16 protein-coding genes, 1 tRNA gene and 1 pseudogene are annotated in these 17,518 nt (G+C 66.6%); 6 read left to right on the top strand and 12 right to left on the bottom strand.

What is annotated here, in order from left to right:
* Nucleotides 1-28 precede the first annotated feature (28 nt).
* The 3 genes from G6N35_RS09660 to G6N35_RS09650 are packed head-to-tail and all read left to right on the top strand — an operon-like array spanning nt 29 to nt 3,755.
* Nucleotides 29-1,546 (top strand): TldD/PmbA family protein, encoded by a 1,518-nt coding sequence (locus G6N35_RS09660; protein WP_163804056.1) that lies wholly within the window; start codon nt 29-31, stop codon nt 1,544-1,546.
* Nucleotides 1,543-2,904 (top strand): metallopeptidase TldD-related protein, encoded by a 1,362-nt coding sequence (locus G6N35_RS09655; RefSeq protein ID WP_163804055.1) that lies wholly within the window; start codon nt 1,543-1,545, stop codon nt 2,902-2,904. Before G6N35_RS09660 ends, G6N35_RS09655 begins: the two co-directional genes overlap by 4 nt.
* 8 nt (nt 2,905-2,912) lie before the next feature.
* Complete coding sequence (locus tag G6N35_RS09650) at nt 2,913-3,755, top strand: carboxymuconolactone decarboxylase family protein (RefSeq protein ID WP_163804054.1); 843 nt, start codon at nt 2,913-2,915, stop codon at nt 3,753-3,755.
* Here the strand turns inward: G6N35_RS09650 and G6N35_RS09645 are convergent.
* Complete coding sequence (locus tag G6N35_RS09645; RefSeq protein WP_163804053.1) at nt 3,721-4,773, bottom strand: threonine aldolase family protein; 1,053 nt, start codon at nt 4,771-4,773, stop codon at nt 3,721-3,723. The two genes, G6N35_RS09650 and G6N35_RS09645, sit on opposite strands and share 35 nt — an antisense overlap.
* A gap of 67 nt (nt 4,774-4,840) precedes the next feature.
* On the opposite strand from G6N35_RS09645, the gene G6N35_RS09640 reads away from it, so the two are divergent.
* Entirely contained in the window at nt 4,841-5,338 is a 498-nt protein-coding gene (locus G6N35_RS09640; protein WP_163804052.1) for a GAF domain-containing protein, read from the top strand.
* Nucleotides 5,339-5,394: 56 nt separating this feature from the next.
* A tRNA-Ile gene (locus G6N35_RS09635) sits at nt 5,395-5,471 on the top strand.
* A gap of 22 nt (nt 5,472-5,493) precedes the next feature.
* Here the strand turns inward: G6N35_RS09635 and G6N35_RS09630 are convergent.
* Both G6N35_RS09630 and G6N35_RS09625 read right to left on the bottom strand, forming a co-directional pair.
* A pseudogene (locus G6N35_RS09630) lies at nt 5,494-6,291 on the bottom strand (nucleotidyl transferase AbiEii/AbiGii toxin family protein).
* Entirely contained in the window at nt 6,288-6,929 is a 642-nt protein-coding gene (locus tag G6N35_RS09625; protein WP_163804051.1) for a type IV toxin-antitoxin system AbiEi family antitoxin domain-containing protein, read from the bottom strand. Before G6N35_RS09625 ends, G6N35_RS09630 begins: the two are co-directional and overlap by 4 nt.
* A 306-nt stretch (nt 6,930-7,235) precedes the next feature.
* On the opposite strand from G6N35_RS09625, the gene G6N35_RS09620 reads away from it, so the two are divergent.
* The gene (locus tag G6N35_RS09620; protein WP_163804050.1) at nt 7,236-8,576 is read left to right on the top strand and encodes a PE-PPE domain-containing protein; all 1,341 of its coding nucleotides are present in this window, start codon (nt 7,236-7,238) and stop codon (nt 8,574-8,576) included.
* On the opposite strand, the gene G6N35_RS27815 is transcribed toward G6N35_RS09620, so the two are convergent.
* The 9 genes from G6N35_RS27815 to G6N35_RS09580 all read right to left on the bottom strand — a co-directional run bounded on the left by G6N35_RS27815 (nt 8,563) and on the right by G6N35_RS09580 (nt 17,468).
* On the bottom strand, nt 8,563-8,955 hold the full coding sequence (locus G6N35_RS27815) for a CDGP domain-containing protein (RefSeq protein ID WP_456093989.1): 393 nt from the start codon (nt 8,953-8,955) through the stop codon (nt 8,563-8,565). The two genes, G6N35_RS09620 and G6N35_RS27815, sit on opposite strands and share 14 nt — an antisense overlap.
* 168 nt (nt 8,956-9,123) lie before the next feature.
* The gene (locus G6N35_RS09615) at nt 9,124-9,513 is read right to left on the bottom strand and encodes a DUF2237 family protein (protein WP_163804049.1); all 390 of its coding nucleotides are present in this window, start codon (nt 9,511-9,513) and stop codon (nt 9,124-9,126) included.
* A gap of 7 nt (nt 9,514-9,520) precedes the next feature.
* On the bottom strand, nt 9,521-10,207 hold the full coding sequence (locus G6N35_RS09610; protein ID WP_163804048.1) for a TVP38/TMEM64 family protein: 687 nt from the start codon (nt 10,205-10,207) through the stop codon (nt 9,521-9,523).
* Between the two features lie 6 nt (nt 10,208-10,213).
* Nucleotides 10,214-11,185 carry an aldo/keto reductase gene (locus G6N35_RS09605; protein WP_163804047.1) on the bottom strand — a complete coding sequence of 324 codons (972 nt, stop codon included), beginning with the start codon at nt 11,183-11,185 and terminating at the stop codon, nt 10,214-10,216.
* Nucleotides 11,186-11,207: 22 nt separating this feature from the next.
* Nucleotides 11,208-13,067 carry a glycoside hydrolase family 183 protein gene (locus G6N35_RS09600; protein WP_163804046.1) on the bottom strand — a complete coding sequence of 620 codons (1,860 nt, stop codon included), beginning with the start codon at nt 13,065-13,067 and terminating at the stop codon, nt 11,208-11,210.
* A 24-nt stretch (nt 13,068-13,091) separates the two neighbouring features.
* Nucleotides 13,092-13,478, bottom strand: coding sequence for a nuclear transport factor 2 family protein (locus tag G6N35_RS09595; RefSeq protein WP_163804045.1), 387 nt, complete (start codon nt 13,476-13,478; stop codon nt 13,092-13,094).
* A 272-nt stretch (nt 13,479-13,750) separates the two neighbouring features.
* Nucleotides 13,751-14,038 (bottom strand): hypothetical protein, encoded by a 288-nt coding sequence (locus G6N35_RS09590; RefSeq protein WP_163804044.1) that lies wholly within the window; start codon nt 14,036-14,038, stop codon nt 13,751-13,753.
* Nucleotides 14,039-14,145: 107 nt separating this feature from the next.
* Nucleotides 14,146-17,040, bottom strand: a complete 2,895-nt coding sequence (locus tag G6N35_RS09585) for an MMPL/RND family transporter (RefSeq protein ID WP_163804043.1) — start codon at nt 17,038-17,040, stop codon at nt 14,146-14,148.
* Complete coding sequence (locus tag G6N35_RS09580; RefSeq protein WP_163804042.1) at nt 17,037-17,468, bottom strand: MmpS family transport accessory protein; 432 nt, start codon at nt 17,466-17,468, stop codon at nt 17,037-17,039. Before G6N35_RS09580 ends, G6N35_RS09585 begins: the two co-directional genes overlap by 4 nt.
* Nucleotides 17,469-17,518: the final 50 nt, after the last annotated feature.

The raw sequence follows: 17,518 nt of genomic DNA, 5'->3' as shown, positions 1-17,518 counted from the left end.
CAGCGGTGGCGACCGTTACGGTGTAGCGGTGAGTTCTCGTGACGTCGATCCCGACTTTCTGGCCCTCCCGCGTCACCACCTGGCCGACGCGGCGCTGTCGGCGGCGCGCGCCGCCGGCGCCAGCTATGCCGACCTGCGTATCCACGCGATCACCAACGAGGTCGTCCAGCTGCGCGACGGGGAGCTGGAAGCCGCGGTCACCGACCGTGAGATCGGCCTGGCGGTGCGGGTCATCGTCGACGGCACCTGGGGCTTCGCTTCGCACGCCGAGCTGGCTCCCGAGGTCGCCGCCGATACCGCGCGCCGCGCGGTGGCCGTCGCGACCACCCTGGCCGCGCTGAACGCCGAACGCATCGAGTTGGCCGCCGAGCCGGTCTACTCCGACGTCACCTGGGTCTCGGCCTATGCCATCGACCCGTTCACCGTGCCCACCGCCGACAAGATCGCCCTGCTGGGGGAGTACTCCGGCCGGTTGCTGGCGTCCGACGGTGTGGACCATGTCTCGGCGATGGCCAACACCGTCAAGGAGCAGGTGTTCTACGCCGACACCTTCGGCTCGAGCATCACCCAGCAGCGGGTGCGGGTGATGCCGACGCTGGAGGCCGTCGCCGTGGACCCGGCCGCCGGCAGCTTCGAGTCCATGCGCACCCTGGCCCCGCCCACCGCGCGGGGCTGGGAGGCGGTGGCCGGTGACGACGTGTGGGACTGGTCGAGCGAGCTGGCCGAACTCCCGATCCTGCTGGCCGAGAAGACCAAGGCGCCCAGCGTCGTCGCCGGGCCGACTGACCTGGTGATCGATCCCACCAACCTGTGGCTGACGATCCACGAATCCATCGGGCATGCCACCGAATACGACCGGGCGATCGGCTACGAGGCCGCCTACGCCGGTACTTCGTTCGCCACGCCCGACAAACTCGACACCATGCGCTACGGCTCCCCGGTGATGAACGTGACCGCCGACCGCACCGTCGAATACGGTTTGGCGACAATCGGTTACGACGATGAAGGGGTGGCCGCCCAGAGCTGGGACCTGGTGCGCGACGGCATCTTCGTGGGCTACCAGCTGGACCGGGTGTTCGCCCCCCGGCTGGGGCAGGACCGCTCCAACGGGTGCTCGTATGCCGACTCCCCGCATCACGTGCCGATCCAGCGGATGGCCAACGTCTCGCTGCAGCCCGGCGCCGAGGACCTGTCCACCGACGACCTGATCGGCCGGGTCGGCGACGGCATCTACATCGTCGGTGACAAGTCGTGGTCAATTGACATGCAGCGCTACAACTTCCAGTTCACCGGGCAGCGGTTCTTCCGGATCCGGGACGGCAAGCTGGACGGCCAGCTGCGTGACGTCGCCTATCAGGCCACCACCACGGACTTCTGGAACTCGATGGAAGCCGTCGGCGGACCCTCGACCTGGCGGCTCGGCGGGGCCTTCAACTGTGGCAAGGCCCAGCCCGGCCAGGTCGCGGCCGTCAGCCACGGATGTCCGTCGGCCCTGTTCCGCGGTGTCAACGTGCTCAACACCCGTGAGGAGGCCGGGCGCTCATGATCCCCGCACAGCAGGTCGTCGAGCTGGCTCTGGCCGCCGCGACCGTGGACGAGACGATCGTCATCGTCACCGACCGCGCCGAGGCGTCATTGCGCTGGGCCGGGAACTCGATGACCACCAACGGCGTCGGCAGCACCCGCACCACGACGGTGATTTCCATTGTCCGCACTGGCAATGCGGCCCACACCGGGGCGATCCGCACCAGCGACGTCGACCCGGCTGCCCTCCCGGCCGTGGTGGCCGCCGCCGAGCGCGCCGCACACGCCGCGCCGGCGGCCAGTGATGCCGCGTCACTGCTCGCCGGTGGGCCGACGCCCGATGACTGGAACGAGGCCGTCGCGGAAACGGGCGCCGAGGTGTTCGCCGATGTCGCCGAATCCCTGACCCGCGGTTTCACCGGCACCGACCGGCTCTACGGCTACGCCCACCACCTGGTCGAGACGACGTTCCTCGCGACGTCGACGGGGGTGCGCCGCCGCTTCACCCAGCCCACCGGAACCGTCGAGATCAACGCCAAACGCGCGTCCGCCAGCGCCTGGGCCGGGATCAGCACGCCCTGGTTCACCGACGTGCCGACCGACACCCTGCTCGAAGACCTGGCCATGCGGCTGGGCTGGGCGCAGCGCACCGTCGAGTTGCCGGCCGGCCGGTACGAGACGCTGATGCCGCCGTCGACGGTGGCCGACATGATGATCTACCTGGGCTGGTCGATGGACGGCCGCGGCGCCCAGGAGGGGCGTACCGCGCTGTCGGCACCGGGCGGCGGAACGCGGGTGGGGGAGAAGCTCACCGATCTGCCGTTGACCATGTACTCCGACCCGTTCGCCGCGGGCCAGGAATGCGCCCCGTTTGTCCACGCCACCAGTAGCTCCGAGCGGATCTCGGTGTTCGACAACGGAATCGACATCGGACGGGTGGACTGGATCCGCGAGGGTGCCATCCACGCGCTGGCCTATCCGCGGGCCGCGGCCGCCGAGTTCGGAACCGAGCTCGCGGTGCCTGCCGACAACCTATTGATGACCGGTGGTGGCGCCGACCTTGCCGATATGGTGGCCGCCACCGAGCGAGGCCTGCTGCTGACCACGCTGTGGTACATCCGCACCGTCGACCCGACCACCCTGCTGTTGACCGGGTTGACTCGCGACGGGGTGTACCTGATCGAGGACGGCGAAGTCACCGCCGCGGTCAACAACTTCCGCTTCAACGAGAGTCCCCTCGACCTGTTGCGGCGGGCCACCGAAGCCGGGGTCGCCGAGGCGACGCTGCCCCGCGAATGGGGCGACTGGGCCACCCGCGCGGTGATGCCCACCCTGCGAATCCCGGACTTTCACATGTCCTCGATGAGCCAGGCGCAATAATCGCCAGGATGAGCGACGATCTCGATGCTGAGCTGACCGCCCTCGTCGTGCAGTCCCCGCCCGGCCAGCAGCGACTGATCGGGCTGACCCGCTCGACCTGCGCAACCGCCCTGCAGCTCACCCCGCTGCCGGCGGAAGAGGTCGTCACCGAACCCGAGTCGGACACCGATCGCGTTCTGGTCGACTTCGCCGAGCAGTTCAGCGTCGACGTCGCGGCGGTGTCCGATGCCCAGCGCACCGCGCTGACCGGCGCGCTGGGAGCGGGCGCCTTCGGCGCGGTGATCCAGATGTTCGTCGCCGACTTCCTGCCGCGGGTACGCAACGGTCTGGAGGTGCTGGGCCAGCCGGTGCCATGGTGGCCCGAGTCGCCGCGCTGGGATGCCGGCGTGGATGTGGGCGATGTGGTGTTCAACCGGCTGCTGCCCGGAGTGGCGCGGCTGCGGACGCTGGATCCGGTGACCTCGGAGGTGGTGCGGCTGCGCGGAGCGGCCCAGCACAACTGCCGGCTGTGCAAGTCGCTGCGCGAGGGCAGCGCGCTGGACGCCGGGGGATCGGAAAGCCTGTACGACGACATCGAGCACTACGAGAACTCCGAGCTGCTCAGCGACGCGCACAAGGCGGCGCTGCGCTACGTCGACGCGTTGATCTGGTCACCGGCCCGGATCAGCCCGGCGGTGGCGGCCGGGGTGCGCGAGCACTTCACCGCCGAGCAGGCCCGCGAGCTGACGCTGGACGTGATGCGCAACGCCAGCAACAAGATCGCGGTGGCGCTGGCTGCCGATGCGCCCCGGGTCCAGGAGGGAACCGAGCGCTACCTCATCGACGCCGACGGTCAGACGCAGTACGCCTGAGCACGCCGAGGGCGGCGTCGACATCCTCGTCGGTGGTGGCCCACGAGCAGACGAACCGTGCGGCCGCTTTGTGCGGGTCGGGGACGTGGACCGTGAAGTGCTCGCGAACCGCATCCAGGGTGTCCGGGTTCAGGTCGACGAAGATCTCGTTGGCCTCGGTAGGGGAGGCCAGCTGCAGACCGAGGTCTGTCATGCCGGTGGACAGCCGGGCGGCCAACGCATTGGCATGGGCGGCGGCCCGCAGCCATTCGCCGTCGGTGAGCATGGCGTCGAATTGCGCTGAGACATAACGATGTTTACTGGCCAGGTGACCGATCTGCTTCTGGGTGAATTCGATGCCGGTGAAGTGCTCGGGGCGGCGCACCAGGATCGCGTCACCGAACACCATCCCGATCTTGGTGCCGCCGACGGTCACGATGTCGGCGTCACCGATCGCCTCTGCTGGTGTAACGCCCAGGGCGGCAATGGCGTTCGCGATCCGGGCGCCGTCGACGTGGACCAGGAGATCCAATCGGTGGGCGTGGTCGATGAAGGCCGCCAGGGTATCGGGCTGCCACACCCGGCCGTTCTCGGTGGACTGGGTGATGCTGACGATGCGCGGCTGGGAATGGTGGACCTCGCCGCGGCGGGCGATGCGGCGGGTCAGCAGGTCCGGGTCGATGATGCCGTCGTCACTGGGCAGCGGGACCAGGCTGGCGCCGGACACCCGGACCGGGCCGCCGGCCTCGTCCATCAGCGAGTGCGCGATGTCGCTGCAGAGGATCTCGTCCCAGGGGCGAACCGCGGCGGACAGCGCGATGATGTTGGCGGCGGTCCCGGTGAAGGCGAACAGCACCCGGCCCTGCGGTGACTCGAACGTCTCCCGGATCCGCTCGACGGCGCGACGGGTGATCGCGTCGGCGCCGTACGACGGCAGGGCACCGTGATTGGCGGCGATCACGGCGTCGAGGGCCGCTGGGTGTGCGGGGGCGGCGTTGTCGGAGGCGAAGGCGGCGGACGTGTGCGGCACGGCTCTCATCGTTACACCCGGATTCGGGGTGAGGGAAACGCTGGCCGGCGCCGGCGGCCGCTGGGAGACTCGCGATATGGCGAGCGCACAACCGCATACGACCGATACCACCGCAGGTCTGGCACCGCTGGCCGGGCGGCTGGAGACGATCGCCCAGCAGCTGGGGGTCAAGTCCGTGTTGGTGATGCGCTCGGAACCCGACGCGATGGTGGTGGCCGCGACCGCCGGCGAGGCCACCCAGCACTACACCGTCGGTGCGGCGGGCAAGAAAGCGCTGGACGACGAGTCTCGGGTGCCGCTGTACTGCGAGCGGGTGGTCGATTCGGACAGCCCGGTGTTTGTGCGCGATTCACGCGAGGACGCCGCCTTCGCCGGTAACGAGGACGAGGTGGAATTCGGGCTGCACAACTATCTGGGCCTGCCGGTGCACGACGGGTCCGGGCGGGTGGTGGGCACGGTGTGCGTGCTCGACGACACCGCGCGGGAGTACACCCAGGAGGAACTGGCCCAGCTGTCGGCGCTCGCCGGTGAAGTGGAGAGCCTGGTCGACAGCGACGGCAGCGCGCTGGGCTGATCTGGGCCTTGTGACGCCCGCCCCGGTTGGCATGCGACCATAGGTGCCGCACACGAGGGGCGGTAGCTCAGTTGGTTAGAGCCGGGGACTCATAATCCCTTGGTCGCGGGTTCGAGCCCCGCCCGCCCTACCAGAGCCGGTTTTTCTAGATCAGACTATTCGCTTTGTCCGTTGCCCATGCGGGTCGGCTGGGTCCGGCGGGTGGGGTTGATGGCCCGAGCCCAAGCGTCGTGGACGGCGGTGAGGGCCTGCATAGGTGAAACCGTGAGGCGGGTTTGGCCTGCGAGCTGGTTCTGCCAGTCGGCCTGCGTTGGTGCGGTCGTGAAGTCGCGGAGGCTGGGCGGCCTGTTGGTAGGCCCATACCGTCGGTAGAGAGCCTCGGCTTCGGCATCGATAGCGCCGATCCGGTCCAGTGCCCAGAGATCCCATAGGTCACGGGAAGCGTGTCTGTCGAACCACGTCGCAGTCTTGGATGCGGCGAAGGCGGGAAGCGTGGGCACCAACAGCTCGGCGGCGGGTGCATCGGACTAGCGCTGGACCACAGCTCGCCGCTCTGTCGGCCACACGGTTCGGGTCCGGGAGGACAGCAATTGCATCCGCACCGTCAGCCCTTCGGAAGTCCGCAGGATCGCCCCACTTGTGTCGGAAATGCTGCCGAGTGCTGGGTCCACCGTGAGTCGTCCGTGCGTACGGGCGAGTGCGCGGGGGAGCGCAGCATCCAGCCCGACGGCCACGGCCTTGCGGTCGTCGACCGCGACGAGGTCGATGTCCTCGCTCAACCGGCCATTCGGTAGGTGGGTGCGGGCGAGCGCCGTACCGCCGATGAAGTGAATCTGGTCGCCAAAGTCCCTGCTGAGAAAGGCAAGGAGATGGGAGATGAGGTGGTCGCGTTCGGCTTGTTCGGTTGCGACACCGAATTGTTCAGCGACGGAGGATATTTCGCCGATGATCACCGTCGAGCCCAGGCTTCCGCCCGCTCCAAAGACGCTGTGCGTCTCTGTTCGGTGGCCAAAGCCAGTAGACGGTCTTTGTCGCTGCGCTCGTATAGTACTGCGACGGCACCTGGGATATCGATCTCGGCGCCGCCAAGTTTGGGTCGGTGGGCGAGGTCCAAGATCGTCTGCTCAGGTGTGGTCACCAGCGTTGGTCCGAGCTCGGTTTCGTAGCGTTCGGCATCCAGATTCTGGGTGGTGCGTTTGACGAATCGGATAGATCCGGTGCGATCTGACAACTCGATGGGCCGGTGCTGCTGGGGGGTGGCGATTGCCGCGATGGTGAGTGCGCGTGGAATCGCCCCGTGCAGGCGCGCGGCACTGACGCCCATTACGACGATGTTGTCAGGCCCGTAGATCGCCGAGGCGATGCCCGCCGCTGCGGTCTCCAGCCCCGGCATCCAGCTGCGCCCCACTCTGTCTTGCGGCACCACCATGTAGTAGCCGTGGGCGAGACGATGCAGTAATCCACGTTCGGTGAGGCGACCCAGCTGTGCGCGTGGATGGGCGTAGTGGCGAGCCGCATCGCTTGGCCGAATCGTCTTCATCGGCACTTGCGCCAGACTTGTCGGCAGGGGGGTGCTGCGGTCCTGCGCCATTCTGCTCCCAACTATGCATTTCGTACCTCTGAAGAGTACGAAATGCATACTCAAGATGTAAAGGTTCCTCAGGTAATTGATGAATTGCCGCCGCCATCATCGCCACCGCTGGTGAACTTCCTGAGCTTGATGGTGGCGCAACCAATACGTCGCCGAAGTCATTCGCGAGCGCCCATCCTCATCGAGGCGCAGTCCACAAATCCGGTGACCTAAGGCCGTAGTTCGCCGCAGTGAGCCCTGCCACTCTGAAGCCAGCAGATCGTTGGGTCGGAGCCAACGGTCAGCGTGAGGGACGGGGGTCCCACCATGGGCAAAGTCGCCCGATCGGGCGCGCTCGCCGTCCTGATATTCGGCGCGGCGCTGCTCGTGACGCTGACGCCGCTGCCGTCGGCGGTTGTCGCGCTGGCTGCCACGGCCCTGTACATGGGCGGCACCGGCCACCCGCTGAGCATCCCCGAGGACACCACCGAGTACATCACCCAGTACGTCGGCAACGCCGACGCCAGCTACGTCACGCCGTCCGGGTTGTGCGGATCCGTGTGTTCGCCGATCGCGGTGTACGGCCCTGAACAGTTCCGCTTCGATACCGGCTTGTCGGACATGCCCTACGACCAGTCGGTGGCGATCGGGCTGGCCAATCTGGATGCCTGCCTGCGTAAGAAGCCGTGTACCGTCACCGACCCGCCGTTCACCAGTACCGGCACGTCCACGCTGACCGACACCTCCTACGTGGTCTTCGGATACTCCCAGAGCGCGGCGATCGCCGCGTTGGAGAAGTACGACCTCATCGCGCATCCGCCGCCGGGAACCACGGTGAGCTTCATCATCAACGCGAACCCGAACCGTCCCAACGGCGGCATCCTCGAGCGGTTCGTCGGCTGGCACCTCCCGATCATCGGTGTGACCTTCAATGGCGCGATGACCACGAATTCCCCTGAGCCGCATCCCATTACCACGGTCGATGTAGCCAACCAGTATGAGCCGGTGGCCGACTTCCCGACCAACCCGCTGAACCTGCTGGCCGATCTCAACGTCCTGGTCGGATTCCTCTACTTCCATCCCGAGACGGCGTACTTCGCCTCGACCGATGTCCGGCTGCAGGGCCAATACCAAGACACCACCTACTATCTCGCGCCGGCGAAGACGGTGCCCCTGCTGATGCCGCTCGAGCAGATTCCGGTCATCGGTCCTGCATTGGCCGCCACGTTGGACCCGCCACTGCGTGTTCTCATCGAAGCGGGTTACGACCGCACCATCAATCCCGGCCAACCCACCCCGGCCAGATGGCTTTTTGTTCCCGACCTTCTCAAGACGGCGGCGAACTTCCTGGAAGCGATCCCGACCGGCTGGGACAACGGGATCGCCACGCTCACCGGTGATCCGACGAACCGGCCCTTCCACACCACTGCGCCGGGACCCTACGGTGTCGGCGGGCCACCGGTCGACACCGGCGCGATCGACCCCTACGGATCGCCCACACCGTTCACACCGGCGCCTGCCGCCGCTGCGCCAAACTCGCACACGGCGCATGGCAAGCGCGCCACAGCCAAACCTTCACGAACCGCGATTGCCGCGCCACGGCAGCGCGCGGCACATGCTGCGACCACCGGGGGCACCGGGCGCAGATCTGCCGCTAGCCGAAGTTGATGGGGGTGAAACCCCCCGCGTCGGTGTACGTCGGCGGCAGCCACCCGGGCTCGCCTGGCACCACCGTGTCGGGCGTAACGGGGTACTTCACCTTTTCGAATACCTGCTCGTCCTGCCAGTAGCCGCCACTGGTCGTGCAGATGTACGTCCCGCAACTGGTTCGAACCGGTACTTGGTGCGCTGGTACCCAGACCATCCGGAATCGCACCCAACTGCCGTCCGCCTGAAGCGGCCCGTCGCAGATGCTGCGGGTCTGGGTTCCGAGGAATCCCCACGGGATGCTCTCGCAGCCCGGCTGAACGTCTGCGTTTGCCGGAGGTGCAGCTATGGCCCCGCTCGCCGCCGCGGCAGCAAGGGCTGTAGCTAATCTTTTGGCCATGTGGTCGCCTCCTCAACAGGCAATATAGCCATATTGTCACAGGATGGCAACGGGTCGAGCTTCAGTAATTGCCGTTGGTGTAAAAGTTGCTGACGATACACATGTGGCTGCAGGGACAAAGGTGGCACGTGTGAACGCGCGCAGTGTGGTCAGCTATCGACCAGTCCGCTAGGACCAGCCGTCCAGATCATCGGGCACGTCGACGGCGTACTGCCGCAGCGTCTCCAGTGGTATCAGGTCCAGGGTGCTCTCTTGGGTACACGCCAGCACCACCGGAGCTGCGCACCCGTCCTGATGGGCGCGCAGCCAGTTCCGGGCTGTGACGCACCACCGGTCCCCGGGCTCCAATCCCGGAAACCGGTACTGGGGCATCGGCGTCGACAGGTCGTTGCCGATCGAGCGCTGGTGCTCCAGAAACTCCGCCGTCACCACCGCGCAAATGGTGTGCAGGCCGATGTCCTCCGGCCCGGTCGAACAGCAGCCGTCTCGATAGAAGCCGGTCAGTGGGTCGGTGCCGCAGGGTTGCAGTTCCTCGCCAAGAACATTGCGTTCAGCCACGCCATCATTATCGGCGTCGAGCCCGCCAATTGCGGTAACCCCGGTGCGCGGCGAACGCCCCGATGATGGCGGTCACGCACCACACCCCGATCGCGGCGTATGCCAGCGGCGACGACAGATTCGAGATCGACGCCCCGAGGGCGGTGTAGACGAAAGCTCGCGGCGCCGAGCCGATGAACGCCCCAATTGCCATCTGCCACAAAGGCATTCCGAAAGCGCCGAAGGCATACGATGCCAGCGCGTCGGAGATGCCCGGGATGAATCGCTGCCCGACCACCGCCCACAGTCCGCGCCGCTTGATCTGGCCGTCGATGCGTTCGGACCAGTCCGGTCCGATCAGTGCGCGAGCACTGTCCCGCCCCGCCCGTCGTCCGATCGCAGCCGCGATCATCGCCGTCGTGACCGTTGAGCCGAGCGTCACGAAAGTGCCGAGCAGGGGGCCGAACAGAAATCCGCTGCCCGCGGCCAGTAGTGGCCCGGGGACGAAGATCGCGGCCAGCGCGGCAGCCGCCAGCAGATAGGCCACGGGCGCGATGGGTCCGGTCGCAGCGACGGCGTCGCGGACCTGTTCGACGTGGACGACGCGGGCGATGGCGACCAGATAGAACATCGTGAGCAGCACCGCGACGAACAGCACTAGGCGCAGGATGTGTGGCCAGCGGCGGGCCGCGGGGGACTGCGCGGCGTCAGTCATGTGCCGTCAGCCCAGTCCTAGCCGCTCCCGCACCGAGTCGGCCACGAATCGGGCCGCCGATACCGGTGTGAACGCCTTCGCCGCCGCGGTCAGCACGTCCCTCGACTCCGGGGACAGTTCGATATCGGCTGCGGCGACGTTGAATTCGAGCTGTTCCACGCTGGAGGCACCCGGTATCGCGACCACACCGGGCAGGCTGATCAGCCAGGCCAGCGCCACCTGAGCGGGTTGCGCGCCGACCTCGGCCGCCACATCGCGCAATGTCTGCAGCAGCGGCTCGGCCCGCCGCAAGTTCGCGGTACCGAACAGCGGGTTGGCAGCCCGGATCCCGCCCGGGCGGTTGTCCAGGCCGTACTTGCCGCCCAGCAGCCCCTGCTCCAGTGGGCTCCACGCGATGATGACCCGGTTCTCCCGTTCGGCGAACGGGACCAGGTCGTCGAGCGGGCCGGCGTGCGCCAGCGAGAAGTGCACCTGATTGCTGATCACCGGGCGGCCCAGTGCCGCATCGGCTTTACGCCACCGCGCCAGCGAGTAGTTGGACACACCGGCCGCGCCGATCGCACCGCTGTCCAACAGGTCGCGCAACCCGGGCATGATCACCGAATCGGGGACCACCGGGTTGGGCTGATGGATCTGATAGAGCGGGATCCGGTTCACCCCCAGCCGCTGGGCGCTGGCCTTCTCGCGCTGGCGGATCACCGGTGGGAAGGGAGCCACCGGGAAGATCTTGCTGGCCACCGCGACGTTGGCCCGTTCCGCACCGAGGGCCTCGCCGAGAATCCGTTCACTGCGACCGAAGCCGTAGACCTCGGCGGTGTCGAAGAACGTCACTCCCAGGGCAAGGGCACGCTGCACGATCTCGTGTGCCGCCCCGTGGGCGTACTCGTCGCCGTAGCCCCATTCGCTGGAGCCGAACTGCCAGGTGCCCAGGCCGATCCGGCTGACCAGGCCGACACCCGGTACTTCGAGATATTTCATGAGACCAACGTACGTGGCCGGCCTACACCACCGTGGTGTGCAGTGGCGTCAGATCGGTCTGCATCAGGGTCACGTTGTAGGGACCCCACAGTGACATGTTCCAGTACAGGTTGCTGACATCGGGATCGCCGCTGCTGTCCACCAGTTTCCCGGTGCCCGACCACGGATGGATCATCGGCGCATACAAGCCCGGGTACTGCGCCGACGTCGCGATCGTGATCGGATCGGACCACGGTCCCTCCGGCCGGTCGGCGGTCCGCAGCACCACGTTGTTCTGGCCGTTGGCGTAGAGCACCACGTACTTGTTCAGGTACTGGTTGTACTGCACCGACATTTCGCTGACGTTGCCGCCGGTCTTGGCGCCGGTCAGCCCGGCGAACCAGCCGCCGAAGAAGTTGGGGTTGTTGGCCAGGTCGATGATGGGACCGAAGAGCCCGGGGGAGCTGGTGGAGTCACCGAGGATCGGGGTGGCGACCGCGGGCTTGCCCTGCACCCAATTGCTGCCGTCCCAGTACTGGTACTTGGTCAGATCGGTCTCGCTGCCGACCGCGACCCGCGACAGGTATGCCGACCCGGCGCGGCCCGACGGGGTGCCGAAGGCGTACAGGTACTGCGGTTCACCATCGGCGACCTGACTGGTGGGCTCGAGTACGTAGGCCGCCTGCTGGAAGTTCTGGCTGCCCGGAACGTAGGGCGTCGAGGACCGGAACCAGCCGGCCGAGCGGATCGTCGAGGGCACCAGTACCCACTGGCCACCGTTCGGTCCGGGAACGAACTGGGACATCGCCGAGTAGTTGGTGGTCCAGCGGCCCGGGGTGTCCCAGGACTTGACCGACATGTAGTTGACGTACTCCTGCTGGCCCACCGTGACCGCGGAGGTCGGGATGATCGTCACCTCGGAGTTGAGGATCGGGAACAGGGCGCCCGGTGCGCTCGGGATGAACTGGTAGGCGTAGCCGGTCTGCAGCAGACTCAGGCCGTTGGTCAGATTGGTGTCGGTGCTCAGCAGCAGCGCGTTCGACCGCCAGTCACCGGTCATGTTCGGCCCGCTGAAGGTGTCGCCGAAGGCCAGCTGAATCCGCCCCGCGTACTCCCACATGATGCCGAGATCGGTTCCGTAGATCCCGAAACCGTTGGTGATGCCCGGGCCGGTCACCCAGCCGACATTGCGGGTGGCCAGCGAGCCGGTCGAGGTGGTCGCCGCAGCGGCCACCGCAGCCGACTGCGCGGCCTGCGCCGTGGTCGTCGCCGCGACGACGGGGGAGATGGCCGGTGCGGGATCGACCTCGCGCCGGGCCCAGGCCGCCAGCGTCCAGATGGCGGGCGACGGAGCGGGGGTGGGCGCCACCGGCGAGTTCGCGGCACCCGGCACCGGCAGGCCGACGGCCGAGAGTATGCGCGATACCACCGGTGCGGCGACCGGGATGGCGGCAGGCTTCGGTGGCGTGATGACCCGGCTGACGGGTTCGGTGACGGCAGTGGTGCCGGTCGCCGCCGCGGGCGCGGGGCTCGATAGGGAGGACGGTGCGGTGGACTGTGGCGACGGTGCGGACGACGGGGTCGCCCCGCTGGTCACCGCCCCTCCGGAACTCGTCACGACGGTGCGCGACGCGGCGCTCTTGCCGGACTTCGACCCCGACGCGCCGGAATCAGCGGGGGCCTTCCTGCTTCGCGCCGAGGCGCCCGTGGATGTGGGCCCGGCGCTCGTCGACCCCGCATCGCGGCCCGGCGAACTGGCCGTCGAGCCGGCCGCGCCTGCCCCTGGGCTGTCGTCGGCCCACGCCACCGCAGCGCCGTTGGCGATCGCTGCCCCGACCCCCAGGGCCACCGCCAATGCCCCCATCCGGCCCACGTACGCCGAGGCGTTCTTCGAAGCACCCATCGATTCCACCCCTTGTCGCATCCCTTATCGCATTTCCAGTAGTTCGCCCATTCGGGGAACGATCGCCTGCAAGGCCTTCAGTGGCCGGATCATCACCTTGACCGACGTGATCTTCCCGTCGTCATTCCACTGGATCATGTCGATGCCGTCGACGGTCAGCCCGTCGACCTCGGCGGTGAATTCCAGTACCGCAGAACGACTCTCGACCCATTGTCCGATGTAGCGGAAGTTGCTGGCGGAGAACAACTTTTCTGCGGCACGCAGGTAGGTGGCGGTCTTCTGCCTGCCATGCTGCGGGGTGAAAACGGCGGGAGAGTAGAACACCGCGTCCTCGGCCAGCAGGTCGTCGAGCTCATCGGTCTGCCCGGCTTCGATGAAACGCAGCCAGCGCTCGATGACGGGAGCGGTCACGTCGGAGGTCCTTTCGGATAACGGACTTCCAGCGTCCCACAGCGGTCCGGCCCGACGGTCGCGGTCCCGCGAGTCGACGCAAAATTGGGACCTTCGTACCTCATCGGGCCTGATCCCGGCAAACGGCACAGCTCTGCCCAGAAATAGCCTGATCTGCTGATTCGCTGTTCTAGATCAGTGGCTCGGCGAAGCCGAATCCCGGCGCCCGGAATTTTCGCGACGAACTAGGCCGTCGGTTCGCTCGTTGCCTGCGGCGGCAACGAGGAGCTCGACTACTTGGAGCAGTTGATCGTCACGTAGGCGACCTTCTGGCTGCCTGCCGAGCCGACGGTGTTGATGTCGGTGACCGTGCACTGCGACAACCCGGCGTTGGGCACGCCGTTCTCATACTGCAGGTTCACGTCGTATCCCAGGTTGTCGAGGTCACCGATAGTGGCGGCGGCCGACTCCGAACCCGGCTCCGGGATGTTGGGCGGATCTGCAAAGGCCATGGGGGCCAAGGCGATCGACACGCCAAGACCGATCATCACAGAGGCGGTGCTACGCAAGCGGATCGACATGCCTGGACCTTCGCGGTTGTGGTTTTCAGTTAGGGAGATGCAGGGTGAACGGTTCCCGAACAGCAGGTGTCGGGTCGGCTCACCAGTTCATCATCCCTCATCGAGGGTCACGGTGAACGGCCTTCGGGGCTGGCGCCCACAGCGAGTTGATCGGTGGTGTCCGATTCGTCGCCGCGCGGTGACGGCCACTTCTGCGGCCGCGGGCGCTGACGCAACCGCTGCGGCCACCAGAACCAACGGCCCAGCAGCGCGGCGATGGACGGTGTCATGAACGACCGCACGATCAGGGTGTCGAACAGCAGGCCCAGCGCAATGGTCGTGCCGACCTGGCCGGCGACCTTCAGTGGACTGATCGCCATCGAACCCATCGTGAACGCGAAGACCAGGCCCGCCGAGGTCACCACCGAACCGCTGCCGGCCATCGCCCGGATGATGCCGGTGTTCAATCCGGCGTGGACCTCTTCCTTGAAGCGCGCGACCAGCAGCAGGTTGTAGTCCGAACCCACTGCCAGCAGGATGATCACCGCCATCGCGATCACCATCCAGTGCAGCGGCTGGCCCAGGATGTGCTGCCACAGCAGTACCGACAGGCCGAACGAGGCGCCCAGCGACAACAGCACGGTGCCCACGATGACCGCCGAGGCCACCACGGCCCGGGTGATGACCAGCATGATGATGAAGATCAGGCACAGTGCCGCGATACCGGCGATCAGCAGGTCGTAATTGGCGCCGTGTTGCATGTCCTTGTAGACCGACGCGGTGCCGCCCAGATAAACCTTCGACCCCTCCAGCGGGCTGCCCTTGATGGCCTCGAACGCCGCATTCTTGATCTTGTCGATGTGCGAGATGCCCTCTGGCGTCGCCGGGTCACCCTCGTGAGAGATGATGAACCGCACCGCTTTTCCGTCCGGCGAGACGAACATCTTCAGACCGCGCTTGAAGTCCGGGTTGTCGAACACTTCCGGTGGCAGGTAGAAAGAGTCGTCGTTCTTGGAGGCGTCGAACGCCTGACCCATCGCGGTGGCGTTCTGCTGCATCGCCTCCATCTGATCCTGCAAGCCGTTCATCGTCGACTGCATCGTCAGCATCGACGCCTTCATGCTCTTCATGGTCGCGATCATCGGCGGCATGATCGTCACCATCTTGGGCATCAGCACATCGAGCCGGTCCATATCGACGACCACCGACTGCAGGTCGTCACTGAGCGTGTCGACGCCGTCGAGCGCATCGAAGATGGACCGCAGTGCCTGGCAGATCGGGATGTCGTAGCAGTGCGGTTCCCAGTAGAAGTAATTGCGGATCGGCCGGAAGAAATCATCAAAATTAGCCAGGTGGTCCCGGATTTCGTTGGTGTCGGCCACCATCTGCTTGGTCTTGCTCACCATGTCGTGGGTGATGCCGACCATCTGCTTGGTCAGCGCCAGCATCCGTTCCATGGTGTCGATGGTGACCTGCAATTCGTCACCCATCTTCAGCATGTCTTTCATGCGGTCCTGCAGGTAGGACATGTTCATCGTCTGGTTGGTGCCAGACATGCTGATCAGGAACGGGATCGAGGTGTGCTCGATCGGGGTGCCCAGCGGGCGGGTGATGGTCTGCACCCGGCCGATGCCCGGAATGTGGAACACCGACTTGGCGACACGGTCGATGACGAGCATGTCCGCCGGGTTGCGCACATCGTGGTCGGTCTCGATGAGCAGCATCTCGGGGTTCATCCGCGCCTGCGGGAAGTGCCGGTCGGCGGCGGCGTAGCCCACGTTGGCCGGGATGTCCTTGGGCAGGTAGTTCCGGTCGTTGTAGTTGGTGGTGTAGGACGGCAGCGCCAGCAGGCCCACCAGGGCCAGCGCGATCGAGGCCACCAGGATCGGTGCGGGCCAGCGCACCACCGCGGTGCCGACCCGGCGCCACAGATGGGTGTTCATCTTGCGTTTGGGCTCGAACGTATTGCGGAACCGACTGCCGATCGCGATCACCGCGGGGCCGAACGTCAGCGCCGCGAACACCACCACGAGCATGCCGATGGCCAGCGGGAAGCCCAGCGACATGAAGTAGGGCAGCCGGGCGAAGTGCAGGCAGAGCGTCGCGCCGGCGATGGTCAACCCGGAGCCCAGGATGACGTGGGCGGTGCCGTGGTACATCGTGTAGTAGGCGGTCTCGCGGTCTTCACCGGCCTGCCGCGCCTCGTGATAGCGCCCGATCAGGAAGATCGCGTAGTCGGTGGCCGCGGCGATCGACAGCGTCGCCAGCAGGTTCACCGCGAACGTCGACAGGCCGATGACCTCTGCATTACCCAGGAACGCGATGACGCCGCGGGCGGCGGTGAGTTCCAGGAACACCATGACCAGCACCAGCACCGTGGTGACGACAGACCGGTAGACCAGCACCAGCATGATGAAGATGACCGCGATGGTCACCATCTCGACGATCTTGACCGCCGAATCGCCGACGTTGTGCTGATCATGGCTCAGGGCCGTCGGCCCGGTGACGTAGACCTTGAGCCCGGCGGGGGGAGGGTTGGCGGCGACGATCTTCTGGACCGCGTCCACCGATTCGTTGGCCAGGCTCTCGCCCTGGTTGCCGGCGAGATAGACCTGGACGTAGGCAGCCTTGCCGTCGGCGCTCTGGGAGCCGGCCGCGGTCAGCGGGTCGCCCCAGAAGTCCTGCACGTGCTCGACGTGCTTGGGATCTTCCTTCAGCTTCTGGATCAAGCCGTCGTAGTAGTGGTGCGCCTCGGCGCCCAGCGGCTGGTCGCTTTCCAGCAGGATCATCGCCGAACTGTTGGAGTCGAACTCCTGGAAATCCTTGCCGACCCGCTTCATCGCCTGCATCGACGGGGCGTCCTCGGGTGCCAGCGAGACGGTGTGCTCCTGGCTGACCTGCTCGAGTGGCGGGACCGCGACGCTGAGCACGACGACCAGCCCGAACCAGAACAACACGACCGGTACCGCGAACGTGCGGACCAGTCGGGGAATCAGCGAGTGTGCTGCTGGTGGCTGGCTCATGCGGACTTCACCAGACAGAAGGTTTGGGCGTTGACGCCGTTGGAGGTCTTTTCGTCCTTGAGTTCACCGTTGACGGTGATCCGGCAGCCGATGGTGTCGCTGTCGCCCTGGGCGACGATGTTGGCACTGGCGGCCGGGGCGGTGGTGGTCAAGGTGACCGTCCAGGGCAGGCTGACGTCCCTGGCGATCTGTGGGGTGGCGTCGAGGTCGAGATAGTTGACGGTGGCCACCGTGCCGGGTGGGCCGAAGATCTCGTAGGTCACCGTCTTGGGGTTGAACGGCTTGGTGTCATTGGCCAGTCCACTGCCGGGACGGGTGAGTTCGGTCTTGCCGAAGACGCCGTGCAGGCGGAACACGGCGAAGCCCGCGATGGCCACCACGACCAGGATGACCACCGGTATCCACCCGCGTCTGAGTGCCCTGACCATAGGTTTCTTTCGATGAGGTCAGGATGCCGACACGGACAACGCGCAGAACT

It is taken from the genome of Mycolicibacterium anyangense, from assembly GCF_010731855.1.
GTDB classification, from domain to species: domain Bacteria; phylum Actinomycetota; class Actinomycetes; order Mycobacteriales; family Mycobacteriaceae; genus Mycobacterium; species Mycobacterium anyangense.
The sequence above is the reverse complement of the archived record's forward strand: the minus strand, read 5'-3'. Positions and strand labels throughout refer to the sequence as shown.

Excerpts from the sequence above, each read along its gene's own strand:
- G6N35_RS09655 (WP_163804055.1), top strand. The coding sequence starts at position 1,543 with ATGATCCCCGCACAGCAGGTCGTCGAGCTGGCTCTGGCCGCCGCGACC.
- G6N35_RS09650 (WP_163804054.1), top strand. The coding sequence starts at position 2,913 with ATGAGCGACGATCTCGATGCTGAGCTGACCGCCCTCGTCGTGCAGTCC.
- G6N35_RS09645 (WP_163804053.1), bottom strand. The coding sequence starts at position 4,773 with ATGAGAGCCGTGCCGCACACGTCCGCCGCCTTCGCCTCCGACAACGCC.
- G6N35_RS09640 (WP_163804052.1), top strand. The coding sequence starts at position 4,841 with ATGGCGAGCGCACAACCGCATACGACCGATACCACCGCAGGTCTGGCA.
- G6N35_RS09625 (WP_163804051.1), bottom strand. The coding sequence starts at position 6,929 with ATGGCGCAGGACCGCAGCACCCCCCTGCCGACAAGTCTGGCGCAAGTG.
- G6N35_RS09620 (WP_163804050.1), top strand. The coding sequence starts at position 7,236 with ATGGGCAAAGTCGCCCGATCGGGCGCGCTCGCCGTCCTGATATTCGGC.
- G6N35_RS27815 (WP_456093989.1), bottom strand. The coding sequence starts at position 8,955 with ATGGCCAAAAGATTAGCTACAGCCCTTGCTGCCGCGGCGGCGAGCGGG.
- G6N35_RS09610 (WP_163804048.1), bottom strand. The coding sequence starts at position 10,207 with ATGACTGACGCCGCGCAGTCCCCCGCGGCCCGCCGCTGGCCACACATC.
- G6N35_RS09605 (WP_163804047.1), bottom strand. The coding sequence starts at position 11,185 with ATGAAATATCTCGAAGTACCGGGTGTCGGCCTGGTCAGCCGGATCGGC.
- G6N35_RS09600 (WP_163804046.1), bottom strand. The coding sequence starts at position 13,067 with ATGGGTGCTTCGAAGAACGCCTCGGCGTACGTGGGCCGGATGGGGGCA.
- G6N35_RS09590 (WP_163804044.1), bottom strand. The coding sequence starts at position 14,038 with ATGTCGATCCGCTTGCGTAGCACCGCCTCTGTGATGATCGGTCTTGGC.
- G6N35_RS09585 (WP_163804043.1), bottom strand. The coding sequence starts at position 17,040 with ATGAGCCAGCCACCAGCAGCACACTCGCTGATTCCCCGACTGGTCCGC.
- G6N35_RS09580 (WP_163804042.1), bottom strand. The coding sequence starts at position 17,468 with ATGGTCAGGGCACTCAGACGCGGGTGGATACCGGTGGTCATCCTGGTC.